Consider the following 25,458-nt stretch of genomic DNA (forward strand, 5'->3'; position numbering starts at 1 on the left):
CGGGACAAAGCCGCCCCCTCCCGGACGCGGCACAATTGCCGCTATGCTGCGCAGCACGCAAACACCGTGCCTGAGCCCACTTCACGATGAAACAACGCCCCACGCCATGAGCATCTTCTTGCTCAAACGCCTGCTCACGCTGATCGCCACATTGCTCGGCGCCTCCATCGTGGTTTTTGCCGTGCTGGAAGTCCTGCCCGGCGATGCAGCCCAGATGCTCATGGGCCCCGACGCCGAGCCCGAGGCCGTGGCGGCCATGGTTCAGCAACTGGGCCTGGACCAGCCCGCGCTGACGCGCTACTGGCAGTGGATAGCCGGCCTGCTGCACGGCAACATGGGCGACAGCTACGTCTATGGCTCGCCCGTGGCCGAGCTGGTCTGGGAACGCCTTGCGGTCACCGTGCCGCTGGCCATCATGGCCATGTGCATCACCGCCGTGCTGGCCATTGCGGCGGGAGTGTTTGCAGCGGCCAACCACAAGCGCTGGGGCGATGTGGGCCTGATGGGCCTGGCCCAGATCGGCATTGCCATCCCCAACTTCTGGTTTGCGATTCTTCTGATCCTGCTGTTCTCGGTGAAGCTGCAATGGTTCTCGGCCGGCGGCTTTCCGGGCTGGAGCGAGGAGGCCGGCGGCGGCTTCTGGCCTGCGCTGCAGGCACTGCTGCTGCCTGCCATTGCGCTGGCCGTGGTGCAGGCCGCCATCCTGGCGCGCATCACCCGCTCTGCGGTGCTGGAAGTGCTGCGCGAGGACTTTGTACGCACGGCCCGCGCCAAGGGGCTGTCACGCGGCGCGGCGCTCTGGCGTCATGTGCTGCGCAACGCCATGATTCCCGTCGTCACCGTCATGGGCCTGCAGTTCGCCAACCTGCTGGCAGGCACCATCGTGGTGGAGAACGTGTTCTATCTGCCGGGTCTGGGCCGGCTGATCTTTCAATCCATCTCCAACCGCGACGTGATCGTGGTGCGCAACTGCGTGCTGCTGCTGGCCGCCATGGTGGTGGTGGTGAATTTTGTCGTCGACGTGCTTTATGCCGCCATCGACCCCCGCATCAAGGCCGGCGATATATGAGCAGGCAGACCGATACTCGCGCTAGCGTGCCCAACTACCCGACACGCGCCTTCACGCGTGCACAGCCCCAAGGCTTTGGCCGACGCGCCCTGCAGCACCGCAGCTTTGTGCTCGGCGCCCTGCTAACGACCTTGCTGATTGCCGCCGCACTGCTGTCTTTTGTCTGGACGCCGGGCTCGGCCCATGAAGTGGACATGGACGCTGCCCTGCAGGCCAGCAGCAGCCGGCACTGGCTCGGCACCGACGCCTTCGGGCGCGACACGGCCTCGCAGATTCTGGTCGGTGCGCGCGCCTCGATTGCCGTGGGCCTGATCGCCGTGGGCATAGGACTGGCGCTGGGCATGGTGCTGGGCCTGGTCGCCGCTGCACGCCGTGGCTGGGTGGAAGAAATCATCATGCGGCTGGCGGACTTCACCTTTGCCTTTCCAGCCCTGCTCTCGGCCATCATGCTCACGGCCGTGTTTGGAGCCGGCATGGTCAATGCCATCATTGCCATCGGCATCTTCAACATCCCCACCTTTGCGCGCATCACCCGCGCCTCGGCCAATGCCATCTGGGCCCGCGACTACGTGCTGGCCGCCAGAGCCTGCGGCAAGAGCCGCACGGCCATCACGCTGCAGCATGTGCTGCCCAATATTGCGGCAGTGCTGGTCGTGCAGGCTACCATTCAGTTTGCGCTGGCCATTCTGGCCGAGGCCGCCCTCTCCTATCTGGGGCTTGGCACGCAGCCGCCCCAGCCATCCTGGGGGCGCATGCTCAGCGAAGCCCAGACCCTGATGTTCCAGGCGCCGCTGCTGGCCGTCTGGCCCGGCCTGGCAATTGCCTTGTCGGTGCTGGGCCTGAACCTGCTGGGCGACGGTCTGCGCGACCTGCTGGACCCCCGACTGACACGCGAGCGTTGAATCACCATGGCTTTGCTTGAAGTCTCCAGCCTCACCATCAATCTGCAGACCCATCGCGGCCGGGCTCAGGCCGTGCGCGATGTGAGCTTTACGCTGGAGCGCGGTGCCACGCTGGGCCTGATCGGCGAATCAGGCTGCGGCAAATCGCTGACGGCATTGGCGCTGATGGGCCTGCTGCCCGAACATGCACAGGTGGACGGCAGCATCCAGCTGGACGGCCAGGAGCTGCTGGGCCTGGGCGAGCGCCAGCTCTGCGCCCTGCGCGGCAACCGCATGGCCATGGTGTTTCAGGAGCCCATGAGCGCCCTCAACCCCGTGCACAGCATCGGCCGCCAGGTGGCAGAGCCGCTGCGGCTTCATCTGGGAATGAGCCGCGCCCAGGCTCGCGCCCGCGCCACCGAGCTGCTGGAGAGGGTGGGCATTGCGCAGGCTGCGCAGCGGCTCGATGAGTATCCGCACCAGTTCTCCGGCGGCCAGCGCCAGCGCATCATGATTGCCATGGCTCTGGCCTGCGGTCCCGATCTGCTGGTGGCCGACGAGCCCACCACGGCCCTGGATGTGACGGTTCAGCAGCGCATTCTGGATCTGCTGCAGGAGCTGGTGGCCGAGCATTCCATGGCGCTGGTTCTCATCAGCCATGATCTGGGCGTGATTGCCCAGAATGCGGAGCAGCTGCTGGTCATGTATGGCGGCACCGTAGTGGAATCCGGCATGACGGAAGCGGTGTTCGCCAGGCGCGCCCACCCCTATACACGCGGCCTGTTTGCTGCACACCCTCAACTCCACGCCGCAGAAGGTACAGTCCGTCTGCCCACCATTGCCGGAGCCGTGCCAGAGCTCGTGGATCTGCCCGCAGGCTGCCCGTTTGCGGGCCGCTGCGCCCACACCCAGGACGAGTGCTATGTGCAGCGCCCCCAGCCTCGCACGCTGCACCAACCCAGCATGGCGGCACCAGCCTCTCTTTCCTCCTGGCGCCAGCCCCATGTGGCGCGCTGCCTGTATGAACAGGTGCTGACGGCAGGAGCCAGGACATGATCAAGCCGGCCGAATCTTCTGAAACAGGAACCAGCAGCGCAATCCTGCTCAGGGTTAGCGGCCTGAAACGCGCATATTCGCGCCCCCGTACATCGCTGTGGCACAAGCCCGAGCCGCTGCAGGCACTGCGCGGCGTGAGCTTTGAACTGCAAGCGGGACAGAGCCTGGGCGTGGTCGGCGAATCGGGTTCCGGCAAGTCCACACTGGCGCGCCTGGTCATGGCGCTGGACCGTCCCAGCGAAGGCAGGGTGGAACTTCTGGGCCGCAATCTGCACCGTCTCTGCGAACAGGAACTGCGCGCCGCACGGCGCGACTTCCAGATGGTGTTTCAGGACCCCTATGGATCGCTGGACCCGCGCATGACAGTAGAAGCCATCGTCAGCGAGCCTTTGGGAACGACTCATGAAAAGCTCAGTCGCCCTGCCAGGCGTCAGCAGGTGCTGAGCGTGCTTGACCAGGTGGGTCTGCGCGTACAGGACGCCGACAAATATCCGCACGAGTTCTCGGGCGGCCAACGCCAGCGCATTGCCATTGCCCGCGCTCTGATTACCCGCCCCCGCCTGATCGTGGCCGATGAGCCGGTCAGCGCGCTCGACGTCTCGGTGCAGGCCCAGGTGCTCAATCTCATGCAGGACCTGCAGCGCGAGCTGAGCCTGTCCTATCTGTTCATCAGTCATGACCTGGCCGTGGTCCAGCATGTCTGCGATCAGGTCATCGTGCTCCATCAGGGTGAAGTGGTGGAGCGCGGCACACCGCGCAAGCTGTTCTCAGCCCCCGACCACCCCTATACCCAGGCCTTGGTCAAGGCCGCACCGCGAGTCATCTGAACCGGGCCGCCAAACAGTTGCTCACACTCGCAGCAGCGATATGCCTGCGACCACAGCAAAGACTGCTCCGACTGGTGTAAAAACGCATATGAAACAAGTCCGCTCCCCGCGATGACTTGCAGCGCTTTTGATGGCCCCATGCGGCCAGCCCCCCCATCGGAGACTTTGTTGATGCTCAATCGCCGCTCCTTGCTGGCCAGCTCGGCTGCCAGCTTGCCCTTGTTCGCTGCCTGGCCTGCCATGGCTCAGGCCAAAAAAGACAGCGTCACGCTGGCCATGACGCTGGAGCCGCCAGGACTGGACCCCACAGCCGGGGCTGCTTCCTCGATTGCCGAAGTCGTGCTCTACAACGTGTTTGAGACGCTGACCAAGATCAACTCCGACGGCAGCGTCTCGCCTCTGCTGGCCGAGAGCTGGGAAGTCTCGTCCGATCTCAAGACCTATACCTTTCGCCTGCGCAAGGATGTGAAGTTCCAGAACGGCGAGCCCTTCAACGCTGCCGCCGTCAAGTTCTCGTTCGACCGCGCGGCAGCCGACAAAAGCACCAACAAGGACAAGCGCACCTTTGCCAATCTGAGCACCAAGGTCGCCGACGAGCATACGGTGGTGCTGACCAACCAGGAGATCGATCCCGACTTTCTGTTCATGATGGGTCAGGCCACGTCCATCATCGTCGAGCCCAAGAGCGCCACCACCAACGCCAGCAAACCCGTGGGCACCGGCCCCTACAAGCTTGCTGCCTGGGCCAAGGGTGCATCGGTCACGCTGACCGCCTGGCCCGACTATCGCTCGGTACAGAGCATTCGCATCAAGCGCGCCGTGTTCCGCTTCATTCCCGACCCCGCAGCACAGGTTGCCGCCCTGCTGGCCGGCGATGTCGATGCCTTCCCGCGCGTCTCGCCGCGCAGCGTGCCCCAGTTCAAAGCCAATGCCCGCTTTCAGGTGGTGGTGAGCAACTCGCGCGCCAAGACCATTCTGGCCATCAACAATGCGCGAAAGCCTCTCAGCGACATCCGCGTGCGCCGTGCCATTGCCGCCGCCATCGATCGCAAGGCCGTGATTGCCGGTGCCGCCGACGGCTATGGCGTGCCCATCGGCAGCTACTATGTGCCCTCAGCCTTTGGCTATGTGGACACCACAGGTGTCAATCCCTTTGACCTGGAAAAGGCCAAGGCTCTGATGGCTGAAGCAGGCATCAAGACCCCGCTGACGCTGACCATGACGCTGCCGCCAGCGCCCTATGCGCGCCAGGGCGGTGAGCTGATTGCAGCCCAGCTGGCCAAGATCGGCATCCAGCTCAAGCTGCAGAATGTGGAATGGGCACAGTGGCTGTCGGGCACCTACACCAACAAGAACTACGACCTGACCATCATTTCGCATGTGGAGCCGTTTGATCTGGGCAACTTTGCCAAGGCCGATTACTACTGGGGCTACCAGTCCCAGGAATTCAACGAGCTTTTCGACAAGATCAAGCACACACCGCGCCCTGCCGACCGCGCACGCCTGCTTGGTGATGCACAGCGCCTGCTGGCGCATGATTCGGTACACGGCTTTCTCTACACTCCGCAGTGGGTGACCGTGGCAAACAAGAAGCTGCGCGGGCTGTGGAAAGACATGCCGGTGTTTGTCAATGACTTGTCTGCTCTATCCTGGGGATAGAGCATCACCGCCTGAGGCGCTACGCACCTTCCCCCTGGCCGGGCGCCCCTCTCTCTATGTGCTTCGCACTATGGGAGGGGACGGAGGGGGACGATAGCCTCGCGGCGGGGCGGTGCGGCCGGCACAGGCCCTTGCCCGCTGCCCCCTGTGCTGGGGCGCGCCAGTTTTAAGAGTGTTTGCCTCTAGCGTTGCACCATCACAAGACGAAGTGCGAGCGCGCCGAAAACGGTGGCAGCGATGCGGTTAAGCCAGCGCTGGGCGCGCACGGAGCGCTGCAGGATCTGGCCAAACAGCCCCGAGAAACAGGCGATAGAGCCAAAGACCAGCCAAGCGGCTGCCATGAAGACGCTGCCCAGCACCATGATCTGCACTGGCACGCTGCCACGAGCGGGGTCGGTGAACTGGGGCAAAAAGGCCAGAAAGAAAATCAGCACCTTGGGGTTGGTCAGGTTCATGACCACGCCTTTGCCCACCCAGCCCATGGCGGAGCGCAGAGTCAGCACATCGCGCTGCTCCTGCGCCCTGGCACTTTCTTCGACGCTGACCGGCGCATGCCATGCGCCCCAGGCCAGATAGGCCAGATAGGCGGCGCCGCAGAGCTTGAGCGCGGTGAACAGCATGGGCGATGTCGCCACCACGGCCGCCAGCCCCAGCGCCACGGCGGCCGTATGTCCGACAAGGCCCAGACACAGGCCCAACACTACGCACAGCCCCACGCGCCAGCCGCGCTGGGCCGACTGCACCAGCACAAACAGATTGTCAGGGCCGGGGCTCAGACCCAGCAGCAGGGCTACACCAAAGAATGTGATCAGGACTTCCCAGGTCGGCATTTTCAGATCTCTTCAAAAACAATAGCCACTTGCGATGCATCGACAATGGCTGCAGGCCTTTTTGACAAACGACTCACTTCAACCCAGGCCCAGCGCCGTCACGCCCAGGGCAATCATCACGGCCCCCGCAATGCGCAGGGCCCGGTCGCCCTCGCCCAGCAGCCTGCCGCCGATCAGGGCCGCGAACAGCATGGACACCTCGCGCGCGGGAGCGACGTGAGAGATAGGCGCGCTTTGCACCGCATACAGCACCAGCACATAGGCAATGGGGCTGAAGAAGGCCACCACGGCCGCATAGCGCCACTGCAGACGCCACAGGCGCTTGGTCTCGGGCCAATCCCGGACGGCCAGCGGCGCCAGAATCACCAGCCGGATCAGATTGCCCACATAGTCCACCAAAATCGGCGACATCAGCAGCATCTTGACGGCATAGCTGTCCACCACCGTGTAGCTGGCAATGAACAGCCCCGTCAGCAGGCCGTAGTAGAGACCGGAGAGCACGCGCTGGCGCGCCTCCAGATCCTGCCCCTCTCGAATGGCCACAATCATGCGCGGGCCGCCCGCGATCAGGAACACGCCCAGCACCACGCCCGCAATGCCGGCAGCCCCCAGCGTTGAAATCTGCTCCCCCAAAAACATCACCGCCACCAGCGAGGAGATCAGCGGCCCGCTGCCGCGCGCCAGCGGATAGACCACGGTGAGATCGGCCACGCGGTAGCCGCGCAGCAGCACCACGAAATAAGCCACATGCAGCACGGCGCTGGCGGTGACGAACGCCCACTCCATCCAGCCCCAGCCCGGCACCACATCCTTGCCCAGCCACCAGCCCAGCGGCAGCCAGATGACGGCATTGCAGATGGCGGTGTAGAGCGAAAAACGGGCATCTCCACCCGCCTTCTTGGCCACGATATTCCAGCCCGAATGGATCAGGCCGGCCAAAATGATGAGAGTGAACGCTTGCAGGGACATGGGAGCCAAAAATGCAAAAGGCCGCGCGACGCGCAGCCTTTTGAAAAGAAAAATTCAGTTGCTCATCTGGCCAGGTATGGCCGACACCTCATGAAACTGGCGCCAGCCGTCAGAGGGATGCCGAGCAAGAGCCGCCTCGCAGCGAGGGCATCGTCCCCCTTGGGGGAATGCGCGCAGCGACTCAGGGGGGATCATTTACTTGCGGGCTGCAATGAGCGACAGGAATTCGCGGCGCAGTTCGGAGTTGGTGAGGAACGCTCCACGCATGACGGAGTTCAGCATCTTGGAATCCATCTCGCGCACGCCACGCCAGGACATGCAGAAATGCGAGGCTTCCATGACCACGGCCAAGCCGTCGGGTCGGGTCTTGTCCATGATCAGGTCGGCCAGCTGGATGATGGCCTCTTCCTGGATCTGCGGGCGACCCATGATCCAGTCCACCAGACGCGCGTACTTGGACAGACCGATCACATTGGTGTTCTTGTTGGGCAGCACGCCGATCCAGATCTTGCCGATCACGGGACACAGGTGGTGGCTGCAGGCGCTGCGCACGGTGATCGGGCCGACGATCATCAGCTCGTTCAGATGCTCTGCGTTGGGAAATTCGGTGATGGCCGGCTGATGCACATAACGGCCGCGGAACACTTCGTTCACATACATCTTGGCCACACGGCGTGCCGTGGCGCGCGTGTTGTGGTCGTGCACGGTGTCGATGACCATGGAGTCGAGCACGCCCTGCATCTTCTCCTGCACCTCGTCCAGCAGCTTCTCCAGCTCGCCGGGCTCGATGAATTCGGCAATGTTGTCGTTGGCGTGGAAACGTTTCTTAGCTGCCTGCAGCCGCTCGCGGATCTTGACCGAAACGGGTGTTCCTTCGGCTGAGTTGTCTTTTTTCATGTCGGCGAGATCTCTGAACATCCAAGAATGGTACCAGTGAATCAACTTCCCGAAGCTACAAAGGATTTGCCGTCCAGATGTACGTTTACAAGGCATTGGAAGCTATGGTTTCAGGAGCAATCCCCCAATCGGACTGCGCCCGGCGCCGAAGATGGCGAGCCAGTGCCGCCGCGCAGCGAGAAGGAAGAAGGCGCGGGGGCCGGGCTCAGGGCTGCTACAGCTTGAACTCCGCGATCAGCGGCAGATGATCCGACATGCGCCACCAGATGCGCCCCTTGGGCACCTGCAGCCCCAGAGGGGTCAGGCCGCGCACATAGATATGATCGAGCTGCGCAATCGGCAGCCGCGAGGGATAGGTCAGAATTCTCTGCGTTTCCTCGTATTCGAACAGGCCGAAGCCCGCCAGCATGCGCTTGATCTGGTTGCCCCAGTCATTGAAGTCGCCCGCCACCACCAGCGGCGCATTGGGCGGTACCTCGCGCTCGATGAAACGCTGCAGCAGTGCAATCTGGCGAATGCGGCTGCCCGGAATCAGGCCCAGGTGCACGACGATGGAATGCACGCGCTTGCCGTGGATGTCCAGCTCCACATGCAGCAAGCCGCGCTGCTCGAAGCGATGGTCCGAGATGTCCTCGTGCTGGTAGCCGATCACCGGCCAGCGGCTGAGCAGCGCATTGCCGTGCTCGCCGTCACGGGTGTAGGCATTGGTCAGATAGACGGACTCGTAGCCTTCGGGAGCCAGGTACTCGGCCTGCGGCACATTGGGCCAGCGGTCGAAGTACTGCTCCTCCTTGCGGTTCATCTTGCGCACTTCCTGCAGGCAGACGATGTCCGCATCGAGCTGCTCCACCGCAAGTCCCAGATTGTGAATCTCCAGCCTCCTGGCAGGACCCAGGCCCTGCACACCCTTGTGAATGTTGTAGGTGGCCACGCGCAGGATCTGCGGCTCTGGCGGCGTAAACAACTGAACTTCAGACATAGGCACTGATGGTTTCAAGGCTGTTGCCTGCAGCGGCGCTCGACCAGCGCCGGCTCGAAGCGCGGCAACAGCAAAATAGCTTCTGCGTTGGAAGAAGAAAAGCAGCGCTGGGCTGCCTCACGCCAATCATGCCAATCATGTGCGGTGTGCTCCCTGGGATTCAAGTGCACGGTCAGGTGAGATGGCACACGAAGGCCGAAGACACGCTCCTGGTTATGGCTGACGCCCGGCGCGTAACGATGCAGCCACTGTGGATAGATGGCGTAGACGTTCTCGAGTTCCCAGTCTGTCAGGCAACAGTCCGGCGCATGCGCATCGATGCCGGTTTCCTCCTGCACCTCGCGCACGGCGGTTTCATGCCAGTCCTCGTCCAGGCTGTCCTTGCTGCCCGTGACGGATTGCCAGAAAGGCTCGCCCTCGGGCGCCGCAATGCTGCGACGCAGCAGCAACACCTTCCCGTCTTCACGGTAGATCACGACCAGCACGGACTGCGGAATCTTGTAGGGCCTGACTTCCATCGCAGCATATTAGCGCGCCCAGGATGACAGCAGGCTGAGTCGCCCTGCTGCTTGATAGCCATCAATATTCATAGCTGCAACCGCTTGCTATTCATTGAATTCAGAGTGAAAACCATCTGAATTCCAAGATTGACAGGCGCAAGCAGCTCCCGATTTCAAAGCAACAAAAAAGCGCCAGCCGCTTTCGCGAACTGGCGCCTGGGTGTGAACAGCGACCGGCGCTGTTCACGGGGAGCTTGGCAATCAAGCCTCAGTGGTCGTCACGGCCACGTTGCGCAGCTTGATATGCAGCTCGCGCAGCTGCTTCTCGTCCACGGGCGAGGGAGCCTGGGTCAGCAGATCCTGGGCGCGCTGGGTCTTGGGGAAGGCGATCACGTCACGGATGGAGTCGGAGCCCGTCATCAGCGTGATCAGACGATCCAGGCCGAAGGCCAGGCCGCCGTGGGGAGGCGCACCGTACTGCAGCGCGTCCAGCAGGTAACCGAACTTGGCGCGTTGCTGCTCGGGCGTGATGTTCAGGGCTTCGAACACCTTGGCCTGCACGTCGGCGCGGTGGATACGCACCGAGCCGCCACCCAGTTCCCAGCCGTTCAAGACCATGTCGTAGGCCTTGGCAATGCACTTGCCGGGGTCGGTCACCATCAGTTCTTCGTGGCCATCCTTGGGCGAGGTGAAGGGGTGGTGCACAGCGGCCCAGCGGTCGTTTTCCTCGTCATGCTCGAACATGGGGAAGTCCACCACCCACAGCGGTGCCCACTTGTCTTCGAACAGGCCGTTCTTCTTGCCGAATTCGCTGTGGCCGACCTTCAGGCGCAGAGCGCCGATGGAGTCGTTGACGATCTTTTCCTTGTCTGCACCGAAGAACAGCAAGTCGCCATCCTGTGCACCGGTGCGCTTGAGGATTTCAGCGATCGCTGCATCGTGCAGGTTCTTGACGATGGGCGACTGCAGGCCATCACGGCCCTTGGCCACTTCGTTGACCTTGATCCAGGCCAGACCCTTGGCGCCATAGATCTTGACGAACTCGGTGTAGCCGTCGATCTCGCCGCGCGAGATTGATGCGCCGCCGGGCACGCGCAGGGCCACGACACGACCGCCCTTGGTGGTGGCGGGGGTGGAGAAGACCTTGAAGTCCACGTCGCCCATGCAGTCGGTCAGCTCGGTGAACTCCAGCTTGACGCGCAGGTCGGGCTTGTCCGAACCGAAGCGGAAGGCCGCGTCCTGGTAGGTCATGATGGGGAACTCGCCCAGATCCACGTTCAGCTGGGTCTGGAACACCTCCTTGATCATGCGCTGGAAGATGGCGCGGATTTCTTCTTCGTTCAGGAAGGAGGTTTCGCAGTCGATCTGCGTGAATTCGGGCTGACGGTCAGCGCGCAGGTCTTCGTCGCGGAAGCACTTGGTGATCTGGTAGTAGCGGTCGAAACCCGAGACCATCAGCATCTGCTTGTACAGCTGAGGCGACTGGGGCAGAGCGAAGAATTCACCGTCATGCACACGCGAGGGCACCAGGTAGTCACGGGCGCCTTCGGGCGTGGACTTGCCCAGCATGGGGGTCTCGATGTCGATGAAGCCTTCCTTGTCGAGGAAGTTGCGCACCTGGATGGCGGTCTTGTAACGCAGCATCATGTTGCGCTGCATCACGGGACGGCGCAGATCCATCACGCGATTCGTGAGGCGCACGGTTTCCGACAGGTTGTCGTCGTCCAGCTGGAAAGGAGGCGTGACGGAAGCGTTGAGCACGTTGAGCTCATGGCACAGCACTTCGATCTGGCCGCTCTTGAGCTTGTCGTTGGTGGTGCCGGCGGGACGCGCACGCACCACACCCTTGACCTGCACGCAGAACTCGTTGCGCACGTCTTCGGCCACCTTGAACATCTCGGCGCGGTCGGGGTCGCAGACCACCTGCACATAGCCTTCGCGGTCGCGCAGGTCGATGAAGATCACGCCACCATGGTCACGGCGGCGGTTCACCCAGCCGCACAGGGTCACGGTTTCGCCCATTTGGGCTTCGGTCACCAGACCGCAGTATTGAGAACGCATTGCCATGAAAATTCTTCCTGCACCTTAGGGGTGCGACAAGGTTGTTTGTTTGGATTCTTCGATCAGTGCGAGGTCTGGCGGAGCCACCACGCCCATCGAAACAATGTATTTGAGCGCCGCATCCACACTCATTTCCAGCTCGATGCATTCGCTCTTGCGCACCAGCACGAAGTAACCCCCGGTGGGGTTGGGCGTGGTGGGCACGAAGACGCTCACATATTCATCGCGCAGCAAAGCCGCCACTTCACCGCTGGGCTGGCCTGTGACGAAAGCCACGGTCCATACGCCCTCGCGCGGCCACTGCACCAGCACTGCCGTGCGAAAAGCGTTGCCGCTGTCGGAGAACACGGTGTCCGAGACCTGCTTGACGCTGGAATAGATGGAGCGCACCACGGGAATGCGGCGCACCAGCGCATCACCCCAGCCCACCAGCTTGCGGCCGATGAAATTGCTGGCAATGCCGCCCACAAGCAGCAAAATCAGCAAGGTCAGAATAACGCCAAAGCCCGGAATATGCATGCCCAGCAATCTGTCAGGCTGCCAGGCCTCCGGAAGAATGGCCAGCGTCTGATCCAGCGTTCCGATGATCCAGTTGAGCACGCCCAGCGTGATCACCAGGGGAACGATGACCAGCAAACCGGCAATCAGCCACTTGCGCAATGCAGACATAGTGTGGGTAAGCCTCAGGAATTGGCGGGCGCAGGGGCAGGGGCTGCAGCTGCTGCGGGTGCAGGGGCTGCGGCACTGTCACTGGATGAAGAGGTGCTTGCAGCCGGCTTGCTGCCGCTGTTCTTGAAGTCCGTGGCATACCAGCCAGAACCCTTGAGCTGAAAGCCCGGAGCGGTGAGCTGCTTGGAAAAGGCCTCGGCCCCGCAAGCTGGGCACACGGTCAGCGGCGCGTCCGAGATTTTCTGCAGCACATCCTTGGCGTGACCGCAGGAGCCACACTTGTATGCATAGATAGGCATAGCGCTAAAAACGGGGGAAGTGCAAAAACCCTCAATTATAGGCGCCGCCCCTGGTTTTGCTGCGCTGCGCAAGCAAGCCCCGGTGCGGCCGGTTTGCACTCTCAAGCCTTGATCTCGGCAAAGGACTCTATTTCACGGTGATGGTTGCTGATCCACTGCGGCAGCAGCGAGCCTGCCAGCATGCCGGCAACCGCAGCCAAAAGACCAGCCAGCTGCTGTGGAAAAGCCTGGTTGAGCGCAGGCGTGACCATGAATACCAGCCACACACCGATGCCCAGCGCCACGGCGCTGATGGCGCCCTGGGTGGTGGCCCTCTTCCAGTACAGGCCGAACACCAGCGGCACGAAGGCGCCCACCAGCGGCACCTGATAGGCACTGGCGACCAGCTCATAGATGGGCGTGCCTTCCATGATGATCGAATAGGCCAGCACGCAGGCCGCAAACACCAGCACGCTGATGCGCATGGTCCTGAGGTTTTCCTTGTCCGTGGTGTAGGGACGGAACTGGCGCCAGATGTTCTCGGTGAAGGTCACGCTGGGGGCCAGCAAGGTGGCCGACGCGCAGGACTTGATGGCCGAGAGCAGCGCGCCGAAGAACAGCACCTGCATGGCAAACGGCATCTTGTCCATCACCAGGGTGGGCAGCACCTTCTGCGGATCATCGGCCAGCAGGGCCGTCGCTTCGGTGGGCATGATGATGAGCGCACTGGCCACCAGGAACATGGGCACGAAGGCAAAGATCACATAGCAGGCACCGCCGATGATGGTGCCGCGCACGGCCGATTTTTCGGTGTCAGCCGACATCACGCGCTGGAAGATGTCCTGCTGCGGAATCGAGCCCAGCATCATGGTCACGGCAGCGCCTATGAAGAAAACGATTTCATGCAGCGAGGGCTCTGGCAGAAACTTGAAGAGATCGCGGCTGGTGGCCAGATCGACCACCTTGCCCGCGCCACCCGCCATGTCACCGGCAAAAAAAGCCAGTATCAGCAGGCCTGCGACCAGGATGATCATCTGCACGAAATCCGTCACGGCCACTGACCACATGCCGCCGAACAGGGTGTAGACCAGCACCGAGAGCACGCCGATCGTCATGCCCATGGGAATGCTGACGACACCGCCCGAGAGCAGGTTGAACACCAGGCCCAGCGCCGTGACCTGGGCTGAGACCCAGCCCAGATAGCTGAGCATGATGATCAGCGAGCAGATCACCTCGATAGTCCGGCCATAGCGCGAGCGGTAGTAGTCGCTGATGGTCAGCAGATTCATGCGGTAGAGCTTGGCCGCGAAAAAGCACCCGACCAGAATCAGGCACATGCCCGCGCCAAACGGATCCTCTACCAGCGCATGCAGACCGCCTTCGATGAACTTGGCTGGCACGCCCAGCACCAGCTCGGACCCGAACCAGGTCGCAAAGGTGGTGGTGATGATCATGTAGAGCGGCAGATGACGGCCGGCAATGGCGAAGTCCGCCGTGTTCTTCACGCGTCTGGCAGCCCACAGGCCGATGCCAATGGTCACAAGCAGGTAGACGATCACCAATGAGAGCAGCACGCTGGCACTCCTCGAACTCTAAAGAAAAGGAAAGCTCAGAAGCGGATGCGCAGCAGAACCTGCAGCACCACCAGACCGATGACGAAACCGATGCCGCCGCAGAGGATGGCCTGCAGCAGACGGTTGGTCGTTTTCTGCTGCTGCAGCAGCTCTTTGAGCAGGGTCTCGCTGTCATTGCCGGCTCCGTGCCTGGACAGATACTGGTGCAGCACGCGCGGAATGTCGGGCAGGATCTTGGCGTAGCGCGGCGCCTGTGCCTGCAGCTCATGCCATAGGCGCTGCGGCCCCATCTGGTCCAGCATCCATTTCTCGAGGAATGGCTTGGCCGTGCTCCACAGATCGAGGTTGGGGTCGAGCTGGCGCCCCAGACCCTCGATATTGAGCAGCGTCTTTTGCAGCAGCACCAGCTGGGGCTGGATCTCGACCTGGAAACGGCGCGAGGTCTGGAACAGGCGCATCAGCACCATGCCCAGCGAGATTTCGGCCAGCGGCCGGTCAAAATAGGGCTCGCAGACGGCGCGGATGGCTGCCTCCAGCTCCTCGACGCGCGTCGTGGCAGGTACCCAGCCGCTTTCCACATGCAAGGCGGCAACGCGCTTGTAGTCGCGGCGAAAGAAGGCCAGGAAGTTCTGCGCCAGATATTCCTTGTCGAACTCGGTCAGCGTGCCGACGATGCCGAAGTCCAGCGAGATATAGCGCCCGAAGGTATCGGGCTCCAGGCTGACCATGATGTTGCCCGGGTGCATGTCGGCATGAAAGAAGCCGTCACGGAACACCTGGGTAAAGAAGATGGTCACGCCATCGCGCGCCAGCTTCGGGATATCCACGCCAGCTTCGCGCAGGCGCTCGACCTGGCTGATGGGCACGCCCTTCATGCGCTCCATCACCATCACATCCGTGTGGCAGTAATCCCAGTGGATCTCGGGGATCAGCACCAGATCCAGCCCATCCATATTGCGGCGCAGTTGCGCGGCATTGGAGGCTTCGCGGATCAGGTCCAGCTCGTCATGCAGATAGTTGTCGAACTCGGCAACCACTTCCCTGGGCTTGAGCCGCTTGCCATCATGGGAGAGCCTTTCCAGCCAGCTCGCCATCATGTGCATCAGCGCCAGATCCTTGTCGATCACGGACTTCATGCCCGGGCGCAGCACCTTGACGGCGACATCGTGCTCGACGCCAGCCTTGTCGCGAACCCTGGCAAAGTGCACCTGGGCGATGGACGCGCTGGCCACGGGCTCACGCTCGAAGCTGATGAAGATCTGCTCCAGCGGCTTGCGAAAGGAACGCTCGATGGTGTCCACCGCGATCTGGGAATCGAACGGCGGCACGCGATCCTGCAGCTTGGCCAGTTCCTCGGCCACATCGGGCGGCATCAGGTCGCTGCGGGTGGACAGAACCTGACCGAACTTCACGAAGATGGGCCCCAGCTCCTCCAGCGCTTCGCGCAGGCGCACGCCACGTGGCTTGTCCAGCTTGCGACCGAAGGTCAGCACGCCGCGCAAGCTGCGCAGGCGCGGATGCGGAATCCCGGAGAGCACCAGCTCGTCGAGTCCATAACGAAACACCACCCAGAGGATGGCCCAGCCTCGCAGAAAGCGGCTCATGGCTGTGTGTAATCGGCTCCGGGCATGGCTGCCACGGGTGCCGTGCCGGCAGGATTGGCCACATCGGCAGCAGAGGCAGACTTGCTGCCCATGCGTGCGCCGACGAACTGACGCAGCCCCTGTGCGGCCGTGCGTGCAACCTTGCCAATGGTGTGGGCCGGCACATCGCCAATCAGGCGAGCCAGATCTTCCTCCACATCCCACTTGACGTTATCCACCAGCCAATTGATCTCGGCGGCAAACTGCACATCGCCTTCAATGCGAATGCTGGGCTTGTCGCCACGCAAGGCCGTCTGAGCCAGCGACAGAGGTGAGGTCTCGGTGACTTCCAGCATCAGATCGGGGGCTGCCTCGGCAGGAGCCACGTCGAACAGGCCTGCAGGAGTGACCAGCAAGGCGACCGAATACTGGCGCCATTGCACACGCGCAATACGCCCCTTCTGGCGCACGAGGCGATCCGTGGCCTCTTTTTCCTGCATCAGCACATGATTGAGGAAAAGCACCAGACGCTGGTGCATTTCACTCACCAGCCATTCAGGAGCTTGGGGACCGGCCATCACGCGTTCGACGAGACCGCCCAGAAAAGAAAAAGGGGACTGTGTTGCCATAGTCCCCGATTATTCATGAAATTGATTCCCCCCTGTGGCGCTTTGCGCCTTCCCCCTGAGGGGGACGGCAGCTTCGCTGCGCGGCGGCGCTTGCTTGCTGCCTCTGGCACAGGGTGCGCCAGACAGTAGGGCTTACTGCAGCGCCTGCACGCCGGCGACCAGCCAGCCGCTGGTGCCACTCTTGGGCTTGGTCATGTTCCAGACTTCACGGAAGGGGCTGGGGCCTGCCGATGCCTCCTCGCGGATCATGCCGGAGAACTCGACGCTGGCCATATAGCCATTGCCCAGGTCTTCGATGCCCAGCAGTTGCGCATCGATCATCAACACATCGGTGTGGTTGGGCTCGCCCGCGCGCTGCGTCTCGCGCTCGGACAGCTGGCCGCGGATTTCCGTGAGCATCTCGTCGGTCATCATGGAGCGCAAAGTGGTGATGTCGGAACGATCCCAGGCCGACTGCAGCGTCACGAAGTTGCGCTTGGCTGCAGTGAGAAAGCCTTCGGCATCGAAGTCTGCAGGCACGCCCCAGTTCTGCGAACCCGACAGGGCAGAGCCGATCATGGAGCCGCCAGCTGCAGCTGCGGCTTCAGGAATATGGTTCTGTTCCCAAGGACGAGCCGACGCATCATTGCCCACTTTTTCGGGGTTGTACTGACGTGCCTGAGGTGCATTCACATCACCGCCCAGATTGCCTGCGCCCTGAAAGGCGAATGGACTGCTAGCGCTTTGCACGGCAGGCGCTGCCTTGCGACGGCGCATGATCATGCCGACCACCACCATGATCACCATGGCCAGCAGACCGAACATCAGCATATTGGCAAAGGCTTCGCCCATGCCCAGCGAGTTGGCCAGCCAGGCCAGGCCCAGGCCTGCGGCCAGGCCGCCCAGCATGGCGCCCCATGGCTTCTTGGGTGCAGCGGCCGGAGCCGCTGCAGGTGGAGCAGCACGGTTTTGCTGCGCTGCATTCTGCTGCCCAGCCTGCTGGGCATTCTGAGCGGGAGCACGAGACGCTTCGCGTTGAGTGACGTTGCCCGACTGCTTGCCCAACGATGAGCCACCGCCCATGCGTTTTGCATCGGCCTGACCATGTGCCACCACCAGCATTGCCACCAAGGCGATTGACCAAAGTTTCTTCATCTCATCTCCCTTCTTATAGAAAGTCGCTACAAATCTGCGCACAGGGCGCACTTAACACTTGATTCCCACATGCAAGGCACAGACGCCTCCTGTCATGTTGTGATAGTCCACATGGCCAAAGCCGCATTGCTGCATCAGGGCCTTGAGCTCCTTCTGGCCCGGGTGCATGCGGATGGACTCAGCCAGATAGCGATAGCTTTCGGCGTCGCCGGCAATCATCTTGCCCATGGTCGGCAAAATCTTGAACGAGTACCAGTCATAGACCTTCTCCAGCGGTTTGGCCACCTTGGAGAACTCCAGCACCAGCAGCTTGCCGCCGGGGCGCAGCACGCGGTTCATTTCCTTGAGCGCTGCATCCTTGTGCGTCATATTGCGCAGGCCGAAGGCCACGCTGACCAGATCGAAATAGTTGTCGGGGAAGGGCAGCTTTTCAGCATCGCAGACCAGCGTGGGCAGGATCACACCCTTGTCGGTCAGACGGTCACGCCCCACGCGCAGCATGGCTTCATTGATGTCGGTGTGCACCACCTGACCGCTGGCCCCCACCTTCTTGGAAAAAGCCAGGGACAGATCCCCTGTGCCGCCCGCGATGTCCAACGCCTTGTCGCCTTCCTTGAGGTTGGCCACCATCAGCGTGTAAGCCTTCCAGGCGCGGTGCAGTCCACCCGACATCACGTCGTTCATGACGTCGTACTTGGACGCCACAGAGTCGAACACACCGCGTACGCGCGATGCCTTCTCGCTTTCATCAACAGTCTGGAATCCGAAGTGTGTGGAGCTCATAACAAAGAATGCTAAGCAGGCAGTGCTTGCGCGTACAGCGACAACCCCGTATGGCTACAGGCTTTGAAGCACTATGGTTTTTTGAAAGAATTCGCCTTGAGCGCTTATTTCACGAGCGCTTAAAGCTATTGGAAATATAGCACCAGCCTCAATAACCCTGTGCCGTACGCATGGGCTATGTGGCGTGTACGGGACGTTGCTGCCGGCTTTTGAGCCGACATGCAAGCCCCTGACAGTCAAAGCTCAATGCACGCTGCAGCCATGACCGCCGGCGCCCTTCTCGGGCATGGGCGTATCGCGATCCATCCCGGCTTCTTCAAGGCGCTGCAGATATTGCTGCCACAGAGCATCCTGCTGGCTACCCAACTGGTAGAGGTATTCCCAGGTGTACAGACCGCTTTCGTGCCCATCGCTGAAGAACGGCTTGATGGCGTAGTTGCCCACCGGCTCTATGGTGTTGATGCCCACATCGCGCTTGCCGGTCTGCAGCACTTCCTGGCCCGGGCCATGACCTTGCACCTCGGCCGAGGGCGAGTACACGCGCAGCAACTCGAACGGGATGCGGAAAGTCTTGCCGTCCGAATAAGAGACCTCCAGCACGCGCGATGCACCATGCACGGTCAGCGACTGGGGGGTGGGAGTGTTGGCTTGCAGTCCTGCCATGGCTTTCTCCTAATCAATGCATAAAAGGGCAGCCTCAAGCTGCCCTTTGAATCTCCCGACGGAGACGAAAAACATCACGCGGCCCAGAGGGTCAACGCCTTTTGCAGCACTTCATCCACCTGCGGCAGCTGGCGGGCAATCTCAGCTTCGCGCTCTTCATTGCGCTCGCGCTGGGCCGCAGCCCAGACCGAAGCGGGAAAGTGGCTGTCCCAGTCATAGCGCGCAATCACATGCCAGTGCAGATGCGCCACCATGTTACCGAGAGCCGCCAGGTTGATCTTGGTCGGGGCCAGCTGCTCGCGCAGCACGCGCTCCACCAGGGCCACGGCATCCATGCAGACAATGCGATCCGTCGCGCTCAGATCCGAGAACTCGGCCGCATGATCATTCCAGACCACGCGATAGAAGGCCGGAAAGCCCTGCTCGGCGGCCCGGATCACACGCAGCTTGTCGCCGCGCCAGACCAGCGCACCGCCGTCGGCAGTGCACAGAGGACAATTTTCAACCAACATCTGAAATCTCCATTGCAATGCGTCTTACCCACATCACTGCGATGTGACCCCTGCGCAGGCCACAGACACCGAGCAAGGGCCTATGCCGGCCCCGCCGCCCCGCGCCGAGGGTGTCGCCCTCCTTTGGGAGAAGGCGCGAAGCGACTCAAGGGGCATCACACCAGCACGCGCTCGATACCGCCCTGGTTGGCGCGATTGACATACTCGGCCATCCAGTTCTCGCCCAGAATGTCGCGCGCCATCTCGACCACGATGTAGTCGGCTTCGAGCAGCCCGTTGTTCAGGTCGTTGCCATAGCGGCTCAGGCCCTGCAGGCAGCTGGGGCAGCTGGTCAGGATCTTGACGTTGTCCTGAGCGCCCAGCTGACCGTTGTCGCGCAGCGCGGCCTCGCCCTTGCGGATTTCCTCGGTCTTGCGGAAGCGGATCTGCGTGGAGATGTCGGGACGCGTCACGCCCAGCGTGCCGGACTCGCCGCAGCAGCGCTCGCTCTTGAGCACGTTGTCACCCATCAAGGCCTTGACGGTCTTCATCGGGTCCTGCTGCTTCATGGGCGTATGGCAGGGGTCGTGGTACAGGTACGAGCCCTTGTTCTGCAGCGTGATACCCTTTTCGAGCAGATATTCGTGGATGTCGATGATGCGGCAGCCGGGGAAAATCTTGTCGAACTGGTAGCCCTGCAGCTGGTCATAGCAGGTACCGCAGCTCACCACCACGGTCTTGATGTCCAGATAGTTGAGCGTGGTCGCCACACGGTGGAAGAGCACACGGTTGTCCGTGATCATCTTCTCGGCCTTGTCGAACTGACCCGAGCCGCGCTGTGGATAGCCGCAGCACAGATAGCCGGGCGGCAGCACGGTCTGCACGCCGGCATGCCAGAGCATGGCCTGCGTGGCCAGACCCACCTGACTGAACAGGCGCTCGGAGCCGCAACCAGGGAAGTAGAACACCGCCTCGGTATCCGACTTGGTGGCCTGCGGGTCGCGGATGATGGGCACGTAATCCTTGTCTTCGATATCCAGCAAGGCGCGCGCCGTCTTGGTGGGCAGACCACCGGGCAGCTTCTTGTTGATGAAGTGGATCACCTGCTCCTTGATGGGAGCCGTACCCACCGATGCGGGCGGATGCGCGGTCTGCTTCTTGGCAACAGCCCCCAGCACGTCGGCCGCCAGGCGCTGGGCCTTGAAGCCCACGCCCACCATGGCCGTGCGCATGAACTTGATGGTGTCGGGGTTGGTGGCATTGAGCATGGCCATGGCCAGCTTGTTGCCGGGACGGAAGCTCTTCTTGTCCATCTTGCGCAGCAGATTGCGCATATTCATGGTCACGTCGCCGAAGTCGATCTTGACCGGGCAGGGGTTGAAGCACTTGTGGCAGACCGTGCAGTGGTCGGCCACATCTTCGAATTCCTGCCAGTGCTTGATGGACACGCCACGGCGTGTCTGCTCTTCGTAGAGGAAGGCCTCCACCAGCAGCGAGGTGGCCAGGATCTTGTTGCGCGGCGAGTACAGCAGATTGGCGCGCGGCACATGGGTGGCGCACACGGGCTTGCACTTGCCGCAGCGCAGGCAGTCCTTGACGGAGTTGGCGATGGCGCCGATGTCCGACTGCTGCATGATGATGGATTCATAACCCATCAGGCCAAAGCTGGGCGTGTAGGCGTTGGTCAGGTCGGCAAACATCAGCGACTCGCGCGGCGAGCGACCGTCGTGACTCTGGTGCGCCAGGGCATCCCACTCTTCGTTGCGGATCAGCTTGCCCTTGTTGAAGCGGCCTTCGGGGTCCACACGCTTCTTGTAATCGGCAAACGGTGCCAGCTCGGCATCCGAGAGGAATTCCAGCTTGGTGATGCCGATGCCGTGCTCACCCGAGATCACGCCGTCCAGACTGCGCGCCAGCTCCATGATGCGGGCCACGGCTTCGTGCGCGGTCTGCAGCATTTCATAGTCGTCGGAGTTGACAGGGATGTTGGTGTGCACATTGCCGTCACCGGCGTGCATGTGCAGCGCCACCCAGACACGGCCCTTGAGCACCTTCTGGTGAATCTCGTTGACGGACTCGCGCAGCGGCTGGAAGGCAGCGCCCGCGAAAATCTTGGACAGCGGCTCCTTGAGCTGGGTCTTCCAGCTCGCACGCAGGCGGTGATCCTGCAGCTCGGGGAACAGCGTGGCCACGCCGTCCAGCCAGCCCTGCCAGAGCTCGCGCACCTCGGCCACCAGCGCCAGAGCCTGCTGCACGCGGTCTTCCAGCAGCTCGGCGCTGGGGATGTCTCCGGCATCGTCGCTCTTGCCCAGAGGCAGGTCGGAGTGCCTGAAGAAACCGCTCAGCTCGTCGCAGAGCTTGAGCTTGTTGCGCAGCGACAGCTCGATATTGATGCGCTCGATGCCATCGGTGTACTCGGCCATGCGCGGCAGAGGAATCACCACGTCTTCGTTGATCTTGAAGGCGTTGGTGTGGCGCGAGATCGCGGCCGTGCGCTTGCGGTCCAGCCAGAACTTCTTGCGCGCCTCGGCGCTGACGGCGGTAAAGCCTTCGCCGTTGCGCGAATTGGCAATGCGCACCACCTCGGCCGCCACGCGGGCCACTTCGTCGGCGTCGTCACCGGCGATATCGCCCAGCAACACCATCTTGGGCAGATGGCCGTTGCCCTTCTTGCTCTTGGTCGCGTAGCCCACGGCCTTGAGGTAGCGGTCGTCCAGGTGTTCGAGACCGGCAAGCAGCACGCCCGAGCGCTTTTGCTCGGCGAACATGTAGTCCTTGATCTCGACGATGGAGGGCACGGCATCCTTGGCATTGCCGAAGAATTCCATGCACACGGTACGCGTATGCGCCGGCATGCGGTGGACCACCCAGCGCGCGCTGGTGATCAGGCCGTCCGTACCTTCCTTCTGGATGCCGGGCAGACCCGAGAGGAATTTGTCGGTCACGTCCTTGCCCAGGCCTTCCTTGCGGAAGGTGTGGCCGGGAATGTCCAGGCGCTCGGTGCGCACATGGGTCTTGCCGTCCGCCTCGAAGTACTTCAGCTCGAAGCAGGCCATCTCGGCATCGTGAATCTTGCCGAGGTTGTGATCCAGACGCGTGACTTCCAGCCACTGCGCATCGGGCGTGACCATGCGCCAGGACACCAGATTGTCCAGGGCCGTGCCCCAGAGCACGGCCTTTTTGCCGCCCGCGTTCATGGCGATGTTGCCGCCGATGCAGGAGGCCTCGATGGAGGTCGGATCCACGGCAAACACAAAGCCGCCGCGCTCGGCCGCATCGGCCACGCGCTGTGTCACCACCCCGGCTTCGGAGTAGATGGTGGGCACTTCGTGATCCACGCCGGGAATCATGCGCATCTCGACTTCGCTCAGCGCTTCCAGCTTCTCGGTGTTGATGACCACCGAGCGCCAGGTCAAAGGTATGGCGCCACCCGTATAGCCGGTACCGCCTCCGCGCGGAATGATGGTCAGACCGAGTTCGATACAGCCCTTGACCAGACCGGCCATCTCGGCTTCGGTATCGGGCGTCAGCACGACAAACGGGTACTCGACGCGCCAGTCGGTCGCATCGGTCACATGGGCCACGCGCGACAGACCGTCGAACTTGATGTTGTCCTTGGCGGTGTATCGACGCAGCGTCTTCTGCGCACGGCGGCGCAGCTGCTCTGCCTCGACAAAAGTGGCGTTGAATTCATGCACGGCGCGGTGGGCCGCTTCCACCAGCTGGCCCACCAGCTGATCGCGCAGCGCATCCTCATTGGGCTCGCGACGCTTGTCGATCTCGGCCAGGCGATGCTCCAGCGCCTCGACCAGCGACTTGCGGCGGTCGGGGTTGTGGATCAGATCGTCCTGAAGATAGGGATTGCGCTGCACAACCCAGATATCCCCCAGCACTTCGTAGAGCATGCGGGCAGATCGGCCGGTTCGGCGTTCCTGACGCAGCTGATTGAGCACATCCCACATGGATGAGCCCAGCAGACGAATCACAATCTCACGGTCAGAGAACGATGTGTAGTTATAGGGAATCTCGCGCAGTCGTGCGGGTTCGGCAGCCTGTGCCTGGAGGGCGGCAGCCAACGCAATCGGTACATTCATGGGGGTAGACCGTGTCGGGCGCCCTCTGTGTGGCACCCCTAAGCCAGTGGGATGACGATTTTAAGCGACGGCGGCTCAGCCATGCTTTGCTATGGGTTCTGAGTGGCCAGCCCTGCTATCGCCAAAGCAGCAAGCCCCTCCGGCATTCCCCAGGCGATTCGCCGCATGGCAGTGCACAAAGGCGCTGCGAACCCGTTCACCGCTGCACGCAGCCCAATGGTAGATGAATCTTCCATAGGCTATTTAGACAAAAATCATACATTTCCGAATCAAAAACAACTCAATACGAAAGACTACCAACAACAAACGAAATGCCGTTGACCTAGAATGGCGCAGCTTCGCGCACCATCAGATGTCACCGGATCGTCATACAAAGGCTTGTGACTGCGGGTTCTGCCCATGGTGCGGCGCGTTGCCCATGCAAACAATGACATCCATATGTCATACGGATGACTTAGTGTGCATCACCGCATATTTCGTCAACGATCGTTAGAGGAGCCTTCATGCAATTCAAGCAACTGGCCATGGCCGCCGCCGTCGCCGCTACTACTTTCTCGGCACAAGCCGTCACCGAAATCCAATGGTGGCACTCGATGACTGCCGTGAATAACGAGTGGGTCAATGACCTGGCCAAGCAGTTCAACGAAAGCCAGAAGGATTACAAGGTCGTGCCCACGTTCAAGGGCGTGTACGACGAATCCATGACAGCCGCGATTGCAGCCTTCCGCTCGGGCAACGCCCCTCACATCCTGCAGGTGTTTGAAGTGGGTACAGCCACCATGATGGCCTCCAAGGGCGCGACCGTGCCCGTGGGCAAGGTGATGCAGGACGCCGGCGTCGCTTTCGACCCCAAGGCCTATATCCCCGCCGTGGCCGGTTACTACACGGCCCCCAACGGCCAGATGCTGAGCTTCCCCTTCAACAGCTCGACAACCATCTTCTACTACAACAAGGACGCCTTCAAGAAGGCCGGCCTGAACCCCGACGTCGCCCCCAAGACCTGGCCCGAAGTCTTTGCTGCCGCCAAGAAGCTCAAGGAAAGCGGCCACAGCTGCCCCATGACCCTGGCATGGCAAGGCTGGACCCAGCTGGAGTCCTTCTCCACCTGGCACAACGTGGAATTCGCCACCGAGCACAACGGTCTGAGCGCCAACGGCTACAAGGCGCGCATGAAGATCAACTCGCCTTTGCACGTCAAGCACATCGACAACCTGGCCGCAGCGGCCAAGGCCGGCGAGTTTGTCTACAAGGGTCGCGCCTCCACTTCCCAGGCTTCGTTCACCGCGGGTGAATGCGCCATGATCCAGACTTCGTCCGGCTTCTACGGCGATGTGGCCAAGAACGCCAAGTTCAACTACGCCCTGGCTCCCCTGCCCTACTATCCCGATGTCAAGGGCGCTCCCCAGAACACCGTGATCGGCGGCGCTTCGCTGTGGGTCATGGCCGGCAAGAAGGCCGAAGAGTACAAGGGCGTGGCCAAGTTCTTCGAATTCCTGTCGCAGACCAAGGTGCAGGCCGCTTCGCACCAGCGCACCGGCTACCTGCCCGTGACCATGGCGGCCTATGACCTGACCGAAAAGTCCGGTTTCTACGCCAAGCACCCCGGCACCGACACCGCCGTGACGCAGATGATCCGCAAGGTGACCGACAACTCGCGCGGCATCCGTCTGGGCAACTACGTGCAGATCCGTACCATCGAGGATGAAGAACTCGAACAGGTGTGGGCTGGCAAGAAGACCGGCAAGCAGGCGCTGGACTCCATCGTGAGCCGTGGCAACGAACTGCTGGCTCGCTTCGAGCGCTCCTACAAACAGTAAACCCTCCAGGCACCC

General features: G+C 62.1%; 23 protein-coding genes. 7 read left to right on the forward strand and 16 right to left on the reverse strand.

The window, feature by feature from the left end:
- Nucleotides 1-106 precede the first annotated feature (106 nt).
- The 5 genes from CTATCC11996_RS05410 (at nt 107) to CTATCC11996_RS05430 (ending at nt 5,492) form a co-directional block, all read left to right on the forward strand.
- Nucleotides 107-1,069 (forward strand): ABC transporter permease, encoded by a 963-nt coding sequence (locus CTATCC11996_RS05410; RefSeq protein WP_003073920.1) that lies wholly within the window; start codon nt 107-109, stop codon nt 1,067-1,069.
- A complete protein-coding gene (locus CTATCC11996_RS05415; protein WP_003073921.1) occupies nt 1,066-1,971 on the forward strand; it encodes an ABC transporter permease in 906 nt (301 codons plus the stop codon). The genes CTATCC11996_RS05410 and CTATCC11996_RS05415 overlap by 4 nt, the downstream gene beginning before the upstream one ends.
- 6 nt (nt 1,972-1,977) lie before the next feature.
- Entirely contained in the window at nt 1,978-3,006 is a 1,029-nt protein-coding gene (locus CTATCC11996_RS05420) for an ABC transporter ATP-binding protein (protein WP_003073922.1), read from the forward strand.
- Entirely contained in the window at nt 3,003-3,833 is an 831-nt protein-coding gene (locus CTATCC11996_RS05425; RefSeq protein ID WP_003073924.1) for an ATP-binding cassette domain-containing protein, read from the forward strand. The genes CTATCC11996_RS05420 and CTATCC11996_RS05425 overlap by 4 nt, the downstream gene beginning before the upstream one ends.
- Nucleotides 3,834-4,004: 171 nt before the next feature.
- The gene (locus CTATCC11996_RS05430; RefSeq protein WP_003073926.1) at nt 4,005-5,492 is read left to right on the forward strand and encodes an ABC transporter substrate-binding protein; all 1,488 of its coding nucleotides are present in this window, start codon (nt 4,005-4,007) and stop codon (nt 5,490-5,492) included.
- A gap of 182 nt (nt 5,493-5,674) precedes the next feature.
- Here the strand turns inward: CTATCC11996_RS05430 and CTATCC11996_RS05435 are convergent, their stop codons facing one another.
- The 16 genes from CTATCC11996_RS05435 to CTATCC11996_RS05510 all read right to left on the reverse strand — a co-directional run bounded on the left by CTATCC11996_RS05435 (nt 5,675) and on the right by CTATCC11996_RS05510 (nt 23,626).
- Nucleotides 5,675-6,322, reverse strand: a complete 648-nt coding sequence (locus CTATCC11996_RS05435; RefSeq protein ID WP_003073928.1) for a LysE family translocator — start codon at nt 6,320-6,322, stop codon at nt 5,675-5,677.
- A gap of 78 nt (nt 6,323-6,400) precedes the next feature.
- Nucleotides 6,401-7,291 carry a DMT family transporter gene (locus tag CTATCC11996_RS05440; RefSeq protein ID WP_003073930.1) on the reverse strand — a complete coding sequence of 297 codons (891 nt, stop codon included), beginning with the start codon at nt 7,289-7,291 and terminating at the stop codon, nt 6,401-6,403.
- Nucleotides 7,292-7,486: 195 nt separating this feature from the next.
- Nucleotides 7,487-8,209, reverse strand: coding sequence for a GTP cyclohydrolase I (folE, locus tag CTATCC11996_RS05445; protein ID WP_003073932.1), 723 nt, complete (start codon nt 8,207-8,209; stop codon nt 7,487-7,489).
- A gap of 193 nt (nt 8,210-8,402) precedes the next feature.
- Nucleotides 8,403-9,167 (reverse strand): endonuclease/exonuclease/phosphatase family protein, encoded by a 765-nt coding sequence (locus tag CTATCC11996_RS05450; RefSeq protein ID WP_003073934.1) that lies wholly within the window; start codon nt 9,165-9,167, stop codon nt 8,403-8,405.
- Nucleotides 9,168-9,181: 14 nt separating this feature from the next.
- Complete coding sequence (gene nudB / locus CTATCC11996_RS05455; RefSeq protein WP_003073937.1) at nt 9,182-9,685, reverse strand: dihydroneopterin triphosphate diphosphatase; 504 nt, start codon at nt 9,683-9,685, stop codon at nt 9,182-9,184.
- Nucleotides 9,686-9,928: 243 nt separating this feature from the next.
- Complete coding sequence (aspS, locus tag CTATCC11996_RS05460) at nt 9,929-11,734, reverse strand: aspartate--tRNA ligase (protein ID WP_034348259.1); 1,806 nt, start codon at nt 11,732-11,734, stop codon at nt 9,929-9,931.
- A gap of 18 nt (nt 11,735-11,752) precedes the next feature.
- Entirely contained in the window at nt 11,753-12,397 is a 645-nt protein-coding gene (locus tag CTATCC11996_RS05465; protein WP_003058473.1) for a DUF502 domain-containing protein, read from the reverse strand.
- 14 nt (nt 12,398-12,411) lie between these two features.
- Nucleotides 12,412-12,696, reverse strand: a complete 285-nt coding sequence (locus CTATCC11996_RS05470) for an FmdB family zinc ribbon protein (RefSeq protein ID WP_003066005.1) — start codon at nt 12,694-12,696, stop codon at nt 12,412-12,414.
- Nucleotides 12,697-12,797: 101 nt separating this feature from the next.
- The gene (locus CTATCC11996_RS05475; RefSeq protein ID WP_003073943.1) at nt 12,798-14,249 is read right to left on the reverse strand and encodes a high affinity choline transporter 1; all 1,452 of its coding nucleotides are present in this window, start codon (nt 14,247-14,249) and stop codon (nt 12,798-12,800) included.
- A 35-nt stretch (nt 14,250-14,284) separates the two neighbouring features.
- Nucleotides 14,285-15,853 (reverse strand): ubiquinone biosynthesis regulatory protein kinase UbiB, encoded by a 1,569-nt coding sequence (gene ubiB / locus CTATCC11996_RS05480; protein WP_003073945.1) that lies wholly within the window; start codon nt 15,851-15,853, stop codon nt 14,285-14,287.
- A complete protein-coding gene (locus CTATCC11996_RS05485; RefSeq protein WP_003073946.1) occupies nt 15,850-16,461 on the reverse strand; it encodes a hypothetical protein in 612 nt (203 codons plus the stop codon). The genes ubiB and CTATCC11996_RS05485 overlap by 4 nt, the downstream gene beginning before the upstream one ends.
- Nucleotides 16,462-16,593: 132 nt before the next feature.
- Nucleotides 16,594-17,595, reverse strand: a complete 1,002-nt coding sequence (locus CTATCC11996_RS05490; protein ID WP_003073948.1) for a Tim44 domain-containing protein — start codon at nt 17,593-17,595, stop codon at nt 16,594-16,596.
- A 51-nt stretch (nt 17,596-17,646) separates the two neighbouring features.
- Nucleotides 17,647-18,378 carry a bifunctional demethylmenaquinone methyltransferase/2-methoxy-6-polyprenyl-1,4-benzoquinol methylase UbiE gene (gene ubiE / locus CTATCC11996_RS05495; protein ID WP_003065997.1) on the reverse strand — a complete coding sequence of 244 codons (732 nt, stop codon included), beginning with the start codon at nt 18,376-18,378 and terminating at the stop codon, nt 17,647-17,649.
- A 243-nt stretch (nt 18,379-18,621) separates the two neighbouring features.
- Complete coding sequence (locus CTATCC11996_RS05500) at nt 18,622-19,041, reverse strand: gamma-butyrobetaine hydroxylase family protein (protein ID WP_003073951.1); 420 nt, start codon at nt 19,039-19,041, stop codon at nt 18,622-18,624.
- A gap of 74 nt (nt 19,042-19,115) precedes the next feature.
- The gene (locus CTATCC11996_RS05505; RefSeq protein WP_003073954.1) at nt 19,116-19,553 is read right to left on the reverse strand and encodes an HIT family protein; all 438 of its coding nucleotides are present in this window, start codon (nt 19,551-19,553) and stop codon (nt 19,116-19,118) included.
- A 155-nt stretch (nt 19,554-19,708) separates the two neighbouring features.
- Complete coding sequence (locus tag CTATCC11996_RS05510) at nt 19,709-23,626, reverse strand: DUF3683 domain-containing protein (protein WP_034348261.1); 3,918 nt, start codon at nt 23,624-23,626, stop codon at nt 19,709-19,711.
- 102 nt (nt 23,627-23,728) lie between these two features.
- Between CTATCC11996_RS05510 and CTATCC11996_RS25435 the strand changes: the two genes are divergently transcribed.
- Nucleotides 23,729-23,947 carry a hypothetical protein gene (locus tag CTATCC11996_RS25435; RefSeq protein ID WP_138983837.1) on the forward strand — a complete coding sequence of 73 codons (219 nt, stop codon included), beginning with the start codon at nt 23,729-23,731 and terminating at the stop codon, nt 23,945-23,947.
- A 182-nt stretch (nt 23,948-24,129) separates the two neighbouring features.
- Nucleotides 24,130-25,443 (forward strand): sn-glycerol-3-phosphate ABC transporter substrate-binding protein UgpB, encoded by a 1,314-nt coding sequence (ugpB, locus tag CTATCC11996_RS05515; protein ID WP_003073957.1) that lies wholly within the window; start codon nt 24,130-24,132, stop codon nt 25,441-25,443.
- Nucleotides 25,444-25,458 lie beyond the last annotated feature (15 nt).

The organism is Comamonas testosteroni ATCC 11996, assembly GCF_000241525.1.
GTDB classification, from domain to species: Bacteria; Pseudomonadota; Gammaproteobacteria; order Burkholderiales; family Burkholderiaceae_C; genus Comamonas; species Comamonas testosteroni.